Annotated in this window: 12 protein-coding genes; all 12 read left to right on the plus strand. The window is 48.9% G+C overall.

The genetic code is table 11. The features are described from left to right. Positions 1-3 precede the first annotated feature (3 nt). On the plus strand, positions 4-930 hold the full coding sequence (locus DW233_RS08105; protein WP_006236225.1) for a glycosyltransferase family 2 protein: 927 nt from the start codon (positions 4-6) through the stop codon (positions 928-930). A gap of 21 nt (positions 931-951) precedes the next feature. Then, the gene (locus tag DW233_RS08110; RefSeq protein ID WP_147357146.1) at positions 952-2,226 is read left to right on the plus strand and encodes a lipopolysaccharide biosynthesis protein; all 1,275 of its coding nucleotides are present in this window, start codon (positions 952-954) and stop codon (positions 2,224-2,226) included. A 77-nt stretch (positions 2,227-2,303) separates the two neighbouring features. After that, entirely contained in the window at positions 2,304-2,999 is a 696-nt protein-coding gene (locus tag DW233_RS08115) for a glycosyltransferase family 2 protein (RefSeq protein ID WP_082222965.1), read from the plus strand. 11 nt (positions 3,000-3,010) lie between these two features. Next, a complete protein-coding gene (locus DW233_RS08120; RefSeq protein ID WP_082222966.1) occupies positions 3,011-3,361 on the plus strand; it encodes a DUF2304 domain-containing protein in 351 nt (116 codons plus the stop codon). 4 nt (positions 3,362-3,365) lie between these two features. Continuing rightward, positions 3,366-4,160 carry a glycosyltransferase family A protein gene (locus DW233_RS08125; RefSeq protein ID WP_118267697.1) on the plus strand — a complete coding sequence of 265 codons (795 nt, stop codon included), beginning with the start codon at positions 3,366-3,368 and terminating at the stop codon, positions 4,158-4,160. 55 nt (positions 4,161-4,215) lie between these two features. Beyond that, positions 4,216-5,694: a DUF2142 domain-containing protein gene (locus DW233_RS08130; RefSeq protein ID WP_118267699.1), complete on the plus strand. Its 1,479-nt coding sequence runs from the start codon at positions 4,216-4,218 to the stop codon at positions 5,692-5,694. 13 nt (positions 5,695-5,707) lie between these two features. Continuing rightward, the gene (locus DW233_RS08135; protein ID WP_118267701.1) at positions 5,708-7,984 is read left to right on the plus strand and encodes a glycosyltransferase; all 2,277 of its coding nucleotides are present in this window, start codon (positions 5,708-5,710) and stop codon (positions 7,982-7,984) included. Positions 7,985-8,094: 110 nt separating this feature from the next. Continuing rightward, complete coding sequence (rfbA, locus tag DW233_RS08140) at positions 8,095-8,994, plus strand: glucose-1-phosphate thymidylyltransferase RfbA (protein ID WP_118267703.1); 900 nt, start codon at positions 8,095-8,097, stop codon at positions 8,992-8,994. 95 nt (positions 8,995-9,089) lie between these two features. After that, a complete protein-coding gene (locus DW233_RS08145; RefSeq protein WP_040360074.1) occupies positions 9,090-9,527 on the plus strand; it encodes a DUF4869 domain-containing protein in 438 nt (145 codons plus the stop codon). A gap of 9 nt (positions 9,528-9,536) precedes the next feature. Beyond that, entirely contained in the window at positions 9,537-10,511 is a 975-nt protein-coding gene (locus DW233_RS08150) for a hypothetical protein (protein WP_006236235.1), read from the plus strand. A gap of 75 nt (positions 10,512-10,586) precedes the next feature. After that, positions 10,587-11,606 (plus strand): dTDP-glucose 4,6-dehydratase, encoded by a 1,020-nt coding sequence (gene rfbB, locus DW233_RS08155; RefSeq protein WP_118267705.1) that lies wholly within the window; start codon positions 10,587-10,589, stop codon positions 11,604-11,606. Positions 11,607-11,620: 14 nt separating this feature from the next. Further along, positions 11,621-12,849, plus strand: a 1,229-nt coding sequence (locus DW233_RS08160; protein ID WP_199574620.1) for a sugar nucleotide-binding protein, incomplete at its 3' end; no start/stop codon positions are given.

The following is a 12,849-nucleotide window of genomic DNA, read 5'->3' on the forward strand; positions in this document are numbered from 1 at the left end:
ATTATGGATAAAATCAAAGACAAGTCTGTTTGCATTGTTTTACCCACATATAACGGCGGAAAGTATTTGGCCAAACAGCTTGATAGTATCTTGGAGCAAACTTGGCCTAATTGCTCCGTCTATATTCGTGATGATGGTTCAACGGATGAAACTGTTGAAATTGCACAATGGTACTGTCGGTCAAACTCCAGCATTCATTTAATTCAAGATTCAATCGGTAATCTTGGGTGCCCAAATAGTTTTTATGAAATTATCAAACGGGTTCCCGAATATGACTACTATGCATTTGCCGATCAGGATGATATTTGGAAGACCGATAAAATTGAACGGGCAGTCAGGGCAATTGAAAATAGTGGAGACAAGGTGCCGACTGTCTACTTTTCTTCCTTTTCATATGTAAACGAAGATGGCGAGACGATACGCGAGTCGGCTCCGCAGGACAAGTACCTCTCTTTTCATAACACCTTGTTTTATACTCCCGGACTAGGCTTCACGATAGTATTTAATCGCCTTGCCTGCAGGGCCTTTATTCTTGAGGTAGATCCAGGGAATGAAATGCATGATCGCTGGCTGATTCGGTGTGCTTCGGCATTTGGAAAGGTATTGTTTGATTCCGTCTGTACGGCTTCACATGTTCGTCATTCCTCTGCGGTCACGTCTGGAGATAATCGTTATTTTGATCTTTTAAAGACCTATTTTAAGGACGAGCTATTTGGTGATAGATCGAAAGATGAGAGTAAAAAGTTAAGCCATTTTTCTGCGGTGTTTTATGATGAGCTTAGTTTTGAGCAGAAACATGAGCTTGATATTTTCACCAATGATGATGGGATTATTTCAAGACTTAGGAAAGCATTTTTCCCAAAGCGTCTGCGACCTACTTTGATTTCTGATTTACTTCTTCGCGTTTTGTTTTTATTCAACAAGGCCTGATGATCCACTGCTGGAGTGATTGTGTCTAATAGAAAAACGAAAGAACTCTCTGTTGAGCAGAGTCTTGTTTGGAACAGCGTCGGCTCGATGGCGTATTTGATTTGCAACTGGCTGATTACTGTTCTTGTGGTGACACTTGGTTCCGACATTAGCATGTCTGGTAGCCTTGCTGTGGCTATGTCTGTTGGTAATATTTTTGCGACCATTGTTTTGCTTAGAGCGCGCCCCGTTCAGGTTTCTGAGAGCTATTCTGATTTTACGACTGGGAATTTTATCGCTCATAGAATCGTTGCAACAATACTTGCCTGTGTAATTTGCTTCTTCTATTGTTTAGTCTCTGTTGCATTCAACGATTGGGCAGTTGTTGCTGTTTATTGCCTATTTAAAGCTGGTGATTCATTTGTCGATGTTCTTCACGGTGTGGATCAGGTAAACAACAGATTGGACATTGCGGCTATCTCTCAAATAGTTCGTGGCGTAGGAGTTCTAGTCTCCTTTTCGTTGTGCTTGTTGCTATTTGATAACTTGGTAATAGCCGTTGCTTCAATGGCTTTTGTTACCATAGCTGTTGTGCTTACATATGATTTTAGAATGACAAAACGGTTTTGTGCCGTTATACCTGATTTTGATTTTACTTCCCTTATCAAATTGTCGCGTATCTGCTTTCCCGGTTTTGTTGCATCTCTTGCGTGCACGGCTGTTGTTAGCGTAACAAGACAGTTCTATGGCCTTTCCTATGGAAATGAGGCGTTGGGTTTTTATGCCGCCGTTGCCACTCCGACTGCCGTAATTCAGGCTCTCGTATCTTATCTATATGCCCCCCTGCTTGGACCTATTTCGGCAATGTGGCGAGAAAACGAAACTCACCGATTACGCTTAGTATTTATTAAGATGCTCGTTTCCGTATTCGTTTTGACGGCGATGTGTGCCATGGCTAGTGCTTTCATAGGCGAACCTGTGCTTACTGCTATTTATGGCAAAGAAGTTGGCCTTCACTCAGATTATCTTCCGTTGGCACTCGTTGCTACCGCATTCACTGGTTTGAACTTTTTCACTATTGATGTCTTTATTGCATTTGGGAAACCGATTATTGGCACGATTTCTGGTGCCGCTTCGTTAGCGTTGGCCGTGTTTCTTTCTCGTTATTGTTTTGTGAATTCGGTATTTGCTTCTGATGCAAATGTCATCAATATCATTATCTTGGTGGCATACGGTTTTGGATTATTATTTTCCTTCCTTTGTATAATTAACCTATTAAATCGGAAGGCGAAGCAATCTGTCACATCCGAACTGTAAATTCGCTCTCCTTGTTTCGATAGGGTTTTTCAGTTCGACTTGGGCTGTTTGATTGATATTCTGTACTGAGGATTCAGATGATGCATGAATTAAGAGCGCTGGTTATCATCCCAGCTTTTAATGAAGAGGCGAACATTTTAGATACGGTTTCTTCTGTGGAGGAAGCTGGATACGATTATGTAGTTATTAACGATGGCTCCACTGATGACACTTTGCGTGTTTGTCGCGATGCGGGGGTTAATGTCCTGGATTTACCGCAGAATCTTGGCATTGGAGGCGCGGTTCAAGCCGGACACAAATATGCCAAACGCTTTGGCTATGATGTAGACATCCAAGTTGATGGTGATGGGCAGCATGACGCCCATTACATATCGCGCTTGCTTGATGAAATAAATAATGGGTCTGATTTAGTTATCGGATCGCGATTTCTTGAGGAATCTGAAGGCTTCAAGTCAACCTTCTTGAGGCGTCTTGGAATTAGATGGCTCTCTGCGGTAATTCATCTTACAACTCACGTTCGTGTTAGCGACCCCACTTCTGGTTTTCGCGCATGTGGATCTAAGGCCATAGATCTGTTCTGTAAAAAATATCCCGTAGACTATCCGGAGCCGGATTCTGCTGTTGCGGCTATGGTTAAGGGCCTTCGCGTTACAGAAGTGCCTGTCGTAATGAAAGAACGACAGGGGGGAAAGTCGTCAATTTCTGGTTTTAGTAGCATTTATTACATGATAAAGGTTACTTTGGCGATTATCATCTCTTCATTCTCGAATTAGGACGGGTTGTTATGCATATTTCCTTACAGTTTGGTGTCATTACTGCTTGTTTAGTTTTGCTTTGTTTTGTGCTGCGTCTTGTATTAAAGGATAGCCTTCAGCTCAAGTATTCACTTCTTTGGATTGTTCTTGCATTGGTTTTGTTGGTATGCGGCCTCTTTCCGCAACCTCTTTACTTCATTTCAAGTTTATTTGGTTTTCAGACTCCAGCCAATTTTGTTTTTGTCTTAGGGTTTTTATTTTTGATATGCATTGTTCTTTCTATGGCATGTCTGTCAAGTAAACAATCTTCTGCAATTGCTAACTTAACTCAACGAATTGCATTGCTTGAAAAAGAGCTTGAATCAAAAAATAGGGAGTAATGCCATGTGCTTGGCAAAAGATCATACATTTGTATTGTGCGCATACGGCGAGTCTCCGTACTTGTCTGACTGTTTAGATTCTTTAGTGAACCAAAGCACCCGAAGTAATATCCTTATATCGACGTCAACTCCTAATTCCTATATTGATCGTATAGCGTCTAATTATTCGATTCCGGTAATTGTTAACGAGGGGTCGCCTAGCATATCTCATGACTGGAATTGTGCTATTGCGAATTCAAATACAAAGCTTGTGACTATAGCTCATCAGGATGATATCTATAGCTCTAGTTATACGGAAACTATGCTGCGGGCTATGAAAGAAGCGGATCGACCTTTAATCTTCTTTTCTAATTATGGTGAGATAAGAAATGGCGTATATGAAGAAAACCTCCTTATTCTGAAAATTAAGAGAATTTTACTTCGTAAGTTTGCTCGCCACGGCGCTCTTTCATCGGTTAAGGATAAAAGGGATATCCTGAGGTTCGGTTCCGCCATCTGCTGTCCTTCTGTGACATTTAATCTAAGCATCTTACAGACACCGTTATTTATGACAGACATGAAATGTGACTTGGACTGGGAGGCATGGGAAAGATTCTCGAAAATCGACGGATCTTTCGTTTATTCTCCCGAGGTTTTAATGTTTCATCGAATTCATGAAGGCTCTGAGACCACGGCGTTGATTAAAGATGATACAAGGAGGTCGGAGGATGAAACTATGCTTCAAAAATTCTGGCCCAAGTGGCTTGCTCCAATAGTCTGTAGCCTGTATTCGCTTAGCATGAGAAGCAATTCTTTATGACGCTGCAACAATGCCGGCGTAAGTTGAACATTTATCGAGACGGAGTTGTAGAGTTATGAATCTAGATACCTTTACTGGTCATCTGAAACTATCTGATAGTTATCGAAAAGCTCTGACGTTTATCGTTTATCCACTTATAGCTGCACTCTCTCTTTGCTTGGGATTTTTCTACTATTGCGCCTTTAAAGCCAGCGCTATCGGATTGCCTGGGCTATGGCTCTCGGCTCTGCCCTTAATCGCCTGCTTGTTCGTTGGTGTCCTATTATTAATTAAAGAGCAGCACAATCCCGCAATTTGCTTTGTGGTGATTGGTGTGCCCGCTGTAACTGCTTTTGGCCTTTTCATGCTGCCCGCTAATGTTCCAGACGAGGCTTCTCATATTTGGCAGGCGGCCGCCTTATTGTCTCGTAACGGCAATGGCTTTGATGTTGTCTCTTGCTTCCAATTGGGTCAGTTTCCTTCATCGTACGCAGATTATTTTAATGCAATGACTCAGCCTACCGATTGGTCTAGCGTCTTTGTGTGCCATACGTATTTGGGGAGCTATTACCCTCATCTTTATTTAATTCCGGGAGTAATTCTAGGATTTGCGCAACAAACGGGTTTCAATGCCTTTGTGGCCCTTTCAGTTTCGCGCGTGTGCGCTGGATTAATATATTGCTTCGCGGCTTATTGGATAATCAAACTGATGCCAGTTGGTAAAAATGCTGTTTTGATTTTTTTACTAAATCCCATTTTATTGCAGCAGGAAGCGTCTGTTTCGGCTGATTCCGTCGCAAACATTGTTGCCATTTTGTACGTTGCTGTAGTTGTTAAGATTTATGCGGACTCGTTGTACTCATATCGATCTCTGCTGGCGTTAATACTGCTATCCGTTTTACTGCTTCTTTCAAAGATAATGTTTTTCCCGTTGGTACTCTTGAATCTTATTCACTGGAAAAAACTTAAAGGAACAGACAGCTATATAAAGTTCATCTTTTCCTTCTTTGCGATAGCTTTTGTTGCGAGCTGTGCGTTCGTGTCTCTTTATCATGGTAGTTTCATGCCAGATTCTTTTGATTTGATGCGAGCGCCGCTGCATTGCGCAAAGGTCTTTATTAAGTCTATTTGGGAGATGGGGCCATTCTGGTTTCAATCCTATGCAGGTTACAATCTTGGCGCTCTTTCGATTAATGTTTGGCCATTTTGTTTTTGGCTTTACATCATTCTTCAGTCCGTTGTTCTGTTTTATAACGATGAGAATAATAAAAAAATATTCTGCAGTACGGATCGCTTTGTAATGATTGCTGTTGTATTCGTCAATTTCTTCCTGATTGTTATGACGATGAGGAACTGGACTCTTACTGTTGATAAGCGTGAAGATATTATCATGGGGGTCCAAGGACGATATTTATTCCCACTGGTCCTTCCGGTTCTGTTGAATATCTTGCGACCGATAAAATCAAGTTCTGAAGGACATGTCTTGCTTGGTTCTTCATTGATAATGAGTACTATTCTATTTGTTGACTTTATTTCAATTCTTTCTGCGTTTTAGGAGTTAGTGTTTCATGTTGAACCTTCTTGAGGGCATTGGTTACACCGTTAAAGAAGAGGGCTTTTATAACGTCCCCAAGAAGGTCTCCCATGTACTCTCAATGCATAGGCCTCGATTTGATTTTGGCTCTCGCCAAGACAATTCTTTTTTTGATGTTATTTTTATTAATGGATGTGATTATTCCGTTCCGCATCCTATTAGGTACCGTGTCGATCATCAGATTGAGGAACTTGAGGCTGCCGGCTTAACGGTCCAAAAGGTTAATGCCTGGGAGATGGAAAAGGATATTCTTAGGCATGCGCGTACTTTTATTATTTTCCGTTGTCCCCTAAGTGATGAAGTTGAATCTTTAATTAGGCAGGCAAAAAAACTCAATAAGCGTGTTATTTATGACATTGATGATTTGGTTATCGACACTGCTTATACCGATTCTATTCCGTTCGTTAATGCAATGACTGCTCATGATAAGTCTTGCTATGACGATGGAGTCAGGCGAATGGGTGAAACACTGAAGCTTTGCGATTGCGCTATCACTACTACTGAGGGTATGGCGGAAGAACTAAAAAAATATGTTCCCAGGGTCTATATAAATAGAAATGTAGCATCTGAATCGATGATTGATTATTCGAATATTGCTATCTATCGTCGAGATGTACTCCCCAGCTTGCAAAGCTCAAGCGTCTTGCCCGAGGATAGGGTTCCCTATAAGCGAGCGGTTGAGCGAAGGGATGAAAAACAGAAAACTCAGGAAATCAGAATCGGCTATTTTAGCGGAAGCATTACCCATAATGCAGATTTCAATTCAGTGCTCCCAGCATTATCTAAGGTAATGGAGACTCATCACAACGTCACCCTGATGGTGGGCGGGGAACTCGATGTTCCTGATGACTTGATGCCATTTTCTGAACGTATTGTCACGTTCCCATTTTGCGATTGGCGTCGGCTTCCAAATTATATAGCTTCCTGTGATATCAATATCGCTCCTTTGGAGAATACTCTATTCAATCGAGCTAAATCCGAGAATAAATGGATTGAATCATCGCTTGTTAAGGTTCCTACGGTTGCTAGCAATGTTGGCGCCTTTAAGAAGATGATTCAGGATGGCGTTACTGGATTTCTCTGCGATTGTGTTGAGGACTGGTGTGCTGCCCTCAATCGTCTGATATTAGATTCTGATCTTAGGAAGAGCGTCGGCGAATCTGCATATTTATACTGCCATGAGCACTGCACTACTGTTTCGGCTGCTAAAGCAATCCGAGATATTATTGTAAAAGAACAATCTCCCAATCTCGCAATGGTCATGCCGAGCGTGAATACTAGCGGTGGTGTCTTAGTCGCCCTTAAGCATCTGTGCATTCTTCAAGACGCTGGCGTTGATGTATTGTTGCTTAATACTGATGATTCAACAAAGTGGCTTGAAGTTTTCGGACATCGTATTCCTGTTCTTAATCGTGTCGTTCCTAGCGGTAAGCTCGATAAATGTCCTTTGTCGGGTGCAATTGATACCGCAGTTGCAACCCTTTGGGACACTCTTGATTTTGTTAGGCGCTATCCACGTATTGGTAAGAAAAAGTACTTGGTCCAGAATCTGGAGACCGATTTTTATCTTCCAGGAGATAGACTGCGCCTTCAAGCAAATGCCACGTATTTGAATAATGATATTGACTATTTGACAATTTCGTCTTGGTGTGAGGAATGGCTTCAGGACAGGTTCGGTCAGGATTGTAAGTCTGTGCCAAACGGACTTGACCTTGCTGCGTTCCCTCATTCTGTGCGCGATTTTTCTTTGCCCAAAATTAGGATTCTAATTGAGGGGGATTGCGGTTCTGATTATAAAAATGTTGATGAAGCTTTCAGGGTAGTGGAAAGGCTTGACTCTGAAAGATATGAGATTTGGTACATGAACTACACTGGTAAAAAGAAGCCTTGGTACCGTATTGATAATTTCCTCGGTAGAGTACCGCATGATCAAATATCAGACATCTATAACCAGTGTCATATTTTATTGAAGACAAGCATTCTCGAAAGTTTTTCATATCCCCCGCTGGAGATGATGGCGACCGGCGGCTTTGTTGTTGCTGTTCCCAATGGAGGTAATGCAGAGTTCCTTCGCGACGGATTGAATTGCTTGCTTTATGACCGGGGAGATATTGATGCTGCGGTGAGCTGCATTAATCGCATCGTTAATGATCACGGTCTTCGTAAGACGCTGTATGACGGGGGATTGAAGACTGCGGAGGAGAGGGACTGGTCAAAACTGACGGATAGAGTCGTTCGCCTATATGACTGATACTATAGTTTTAATGTGATGGATGCATACTTGCGGCAACGTAGACCTTTAAGTTAACGTTGCCGCAAGCATGCAATGTCTGGCTGCTTTATTTTTTAAGGAGTTATGTTATGAAAGGCATCATCCTCGCCGGCGGGTCCGGCACGCGCCTGTACCCGCTCACGCTCGTGACCTCCAAGCAGCTGCTGCCGGTCTACGACAAGCCCATGATCTACTACCCGCTGTCCACCCTCATGCTGGCGGGCATCCGGGACATCTTGGTCATCTCCACCCCGACCGACCTGCCCAACTTCGAGCGCCTGCTCGGGGACGGCTCGCGCTACGGCGTGAACCTCTCCTACGCGGAGCAGCCCTCGCCGGACGGCCTGGCGCAGGCCTTCACCATCGGCGAGGACTTCATCGGCGGAGAGCCGTGCGCCCTGGTGCTGGGCGACAACATCTTCTACGGCAACGGCTTGTCCCGCCACCTGACGCGCGCCGTCCAGAACGCCGAGTCGGGCCGCGCCACGGTCTTCGGCTACCACGTGGACGACCCCGAGCGCTTCGGCGTCGTGGAGTTCGACCGCGAGGGGAGGGCCGTCTCCATCGAGGAGAAGCCCGAGCGCCCCAAGAGCTCCTACGCCGTCACCGGCCTGTACTTCTACCCGGGCGACGTGGCCGCCAAGGCGCATAGGGTGGAGCCGTCGGCCCGCGGCGAGCTCGAGATCACCACGCTCAACCAGATGTACCTGGAGGAGGGGACGCTGTCCGTGGTCACCCTCGGCCGCGGCTACGCGTGGCTGGACACCGGCACCATGGAGAGCCTGCACGAGGCGGCGGAGTTCGTCCGCGCCGTGGAGCACTCCCAGGACCTGCCCGTGTCCGTGCCCGAGGAGATCGCCTGGGAGAACGGCTGGATCACGACCGCCGAGCTGGAGGAGGCCGCCAAGGCCTACGGCAAGTCGGTCTACGGGCAGCACCTGAAGAAGGTCGCCGCCGGCGAGATCGTCAACAGCCCGCGCGAGTACTAGCGCCAGCTTGTTTTCTTTTAGGGGTCACCGTTTATCTGGTGGCCCCTTTCGTTATGATTACGTTGACCATAAAGATAATATGATTGGGAGTGGATGTGTTAAGCGTCTACTTTGGCGATATGCCAGAAGCGATTTACAACACAGCGACATATTTCAAAAACTCTTACCGGTCTACTTGGATTACGGATCCCTATGCAGTCTCGATAATTAAAGATGTCGATCGATCGGATGTTGTCTCCGAAAACGTCATCGAAAGCCCCGTGCTTGGATCCATCTCCCCACTCCAGCTTTCTGGTGGCGTGAAAACGCTGCTGCTTATGAGATTTGATCGTAAGCATATTTTTAACGCCTCTACCTGTGGTGACAACTGTGCCAAGTGGATTCTTGACATGGCGAAAGACCGCAAGCTCGTTGTGAATCTCTATCATGTGATGGACTTTGGTCGCGAGGATTTTAAAATTAAAGTCGTGAATAGCGGCCGAATCGTTCACAACATGGCCGAATTGATTCACGAGTCGATTCCGTATCTGTAGGTACTGCTTATGAACGGTTCGCATCTCGTTAAGATTTCCCGCCGCAGGGGAACTAAGTACACATTTACCATCAAGCGGAACATCACTATTGTGCGTGGCGATAGTGGCACGGGTAAGACGACACTGTTTGACATGGTCGCAGACTACATGCGAACGGGCGAGCAGTCGGGTGTCTCCTTGCAATGCGATTGTCCCTGTGTCGCCCTGACCGATTATGATTGGCGAAACCAGCTTTCGTCCGTTCATGACTCGATTGTATTTGTCGATGAGGGCTTAAAAGAGATCCATTCTGATGAGTTTGCCCATCATGTGCTGTATTCCTCGAATTATTTCGTGCTGATCTCAAGGGCTGATTTCCCCAATCTTCCGTATAGCGTGGATGAGATTTACAAGATTAAGACGAGCGGAAAATACCATTCCTTCGTCCCTGTTTATCAAGATCGCGGAAATCATCGTTATGCTATTTCCCGATCGGCGCCAAAACAGGACTTTTCTATCCTTCTATGCGAGGACAGTAAGTCTGGTTTCCAGTTCTTTGAACGGCATTTCGCTGATAGTGAGCTTACCTGTGCTTCGGCCATGACGAACAGCGCGATTTTGGGCTGGTTGGATCAGCATTTCGACGATCGCGTGTTTGTTGTCGCGGACGGAGCGGCATTTGGGTGCTATGCGGACCGCGTCCTTAAGCTGCAAGACATTCATCGCGATACTGTTACGGTTTGTCTTCCCGAGTCATTCGAGTGGCTTCTGCTGAGCTCTGGCGTAATTTCAGGGTTAGATGTTAAGGCGGTTTTGGAAACCCCAGAAGCCTTTGTAAACAGTGAGAAGTTTAAAAGCTGGGAAGACTTCTTCTATAAGTACTTACGCGATAAAACTGGGAATTCGGTCTTCCGGTACGACAAAGACTGCATTCCGGAGGCGTTTTGTAGGGGAAGTAATTCTGCGAAGGTCATGGCTCTTATCGCATGCCGAAATGTCCGATAGTTTTGTTGAATAGTGTCGCGGCGTCACTTCCTGCGGCATACTAAAGAAGCTGTACTTGCTTCAGATTGGATTTTCATGTCTGAGATTTTTGAACCTAAGAACATCATCGTCACGGGCGGTTGCGGCTTCATCGGCAGCAACTTCGTGCACTACGTGGTGAAGAACCACCCGGGCGTCCACGTGACCGTCCTGGACAAGCTGACCTACGCCGGCAACCCCGAGAACATCGCGGGGCTGCCCGAGGACAGGGTCGAGCTCGTCGTCGGTGACATCTGCGACGCGGAGCTGCTCGACAGGATCGTCCCCGGCCACGACGCGATCGTGCACTACGCCGCAGAGAGCCACAACGACAACTCCATCGCCGACCCGGAGCCGTTCTTGCGCACCAACGTGGAGGGCACCTTCCGCCTGCTGGAGGCCGTCCGCAAATATGGCGTCCGCTACCACCACGTCTCCACCGACGAGGTCTACGGCGACCTGGCGCTCGACGACCCCGCCAAGTTCACCGAGGAGACGCCGTATAAGCCCTCGAGCCCCTATAGCTCCACCAAGGCGAGTTCCGACATGCTCGTGCGCGCATGGACCCGCACCTACGGCCTGCACACCACGATCTCCAACTGCTCCAACAACTACGGCCCCTACCAGCACGTGGAGAAGTTCATCCCCAGGCAGATCACGAACATCGTCGACGGCGTCCGCCCCAAGCTCTACGGGAAGGGCGAGAACGTCCGCGACTGGATCCACACCGAGGACCACAGCTCCGCGGTGTGGGACATCCTCACCAAGGGCCGCATGGGGGAGACCTACCTCATCGGCGCCAATGGGGAGAAGAACAACATCACCGTCCTGCGCATGATCCTGGAGGCCATGGGCCGCGACCCCGAGGACTTCGACTGGGTCGCCGACCGCCCCGGCCACGACCGCCGCTACGCCATCGACTCGACCAAGCTCCAGCGCGAGCTGGGCTGGAGGCCGGCCCACACCGACTTCGCCGAGGGCCTGAAGGCCACCATCGACTGGTACGTGGCCAACGAGTCTTGGTGGCGCCCGGCCAAGGAGGCCACCGAGGCCCGCTACCGCGCGCAGGGGCAGTAGAAGGGGATAGAACTATGGCAGACATCGCATTCGAGAAGGACCTCGCCGTCGCCGAGACCGGCATCGGGGGCCTCAAGGTCGTCGACCTGGCCGTCCACGGCGACTCGCGCGGCTGGTTCAAGGAGAACTGGCAGCGCGCCAAGATGACCGCGCTGGGCATCCCCGATCTCAAGGTCGTCCAGAACAACGTCTCCTACAACGACAGCCGCGGCGTCACCCGCGGCATCCACGCGGAGCCCTGGGACAAGTTCATCTCCGTGGCCCGCGGTTCCGTCTTCGGCGCCTGGGTGGACCTGCGCGAGGGCAGCGAGACCTTCGGCAAGGTGTTCACGACCGTTTTGGATCCCAGCAAGGCCATCTACGTCCCGCGCGGCGTGGGCAACTCCTTCCAGGCCCTGGAGGACGGCACCGCCTACACCTACCTGGTGGACGCCCACTGGTCCCTCGAGCTGAAGAGGACCTACACCTTCGTGAACCTCGCCGACCCCGAGCTCGCCATCCAGTGGCCGATCCCGCTCGACCAGGCCACCGTCTCCGAGGCGGACCTCAACCACCCGATGCTCAAGGACGTCGTCCCCATGGCGCCGAAGCGCACCCTCGTCACCGGCTGCAACGGCCAGCTGGGCCATGCGGTGCGCGCGCTCGCCGAGGAGCGCGGCGTCGCCAAGGACTTCGACTTCTGCGACATCGACACCTTCGACATGTCCGACCCGGACGCCTACGCGCAGTACGACTGGTCGCTCTACGGCACCGTGATCAACTGCGGTGCCTACACGGCGGTCGATAAAGCGGAGGCCCCCGAGGGCCGCGTGACCGCCTGGAAGGCCAACGCGACCGGCCCGGCCCTGCTCGCCCGCACCTGCGCCGGGCACGGGATCACCCTGGTCCACGTGTCCTCCGACTACGTCTTCGACGGCACGGCCGAGGTCCATACCGAGGACGAGCCCCTCAGCCCCCTGTCCGTCTACGGCCAGACCAAGGCCGCCGGCGACATCGCCGTGGCCGGCTGCCCGCGCCACTACATCATGCGCAGCTCCTGGGTCATCGGCGAGGGGCACAACTTCGTGAAGACCATGAAGGGGCTCTCCGACCGCGTCGCCGATCCGGAGGACAAGTTGGAACGGGTCACCGTCGTGGACGACCAGCTGGGCCGCCTGACCTTCACGCGCGACATGGCGCGGGCCATCTTCCACGTGCTGGGCTCGCACGCCCCCTACGGCACCTACGACTGCACCGGCTCCGG

Origin of the sequence: Collinsella sp. AM20-15AC (assembly GCF_003471405.1) — a bacterium.
Lineage (GTDB): Bacteria > Actinomycetota > Coriobacteriia > Coriobacteriales > Coriobacteriaceae > Collinsella.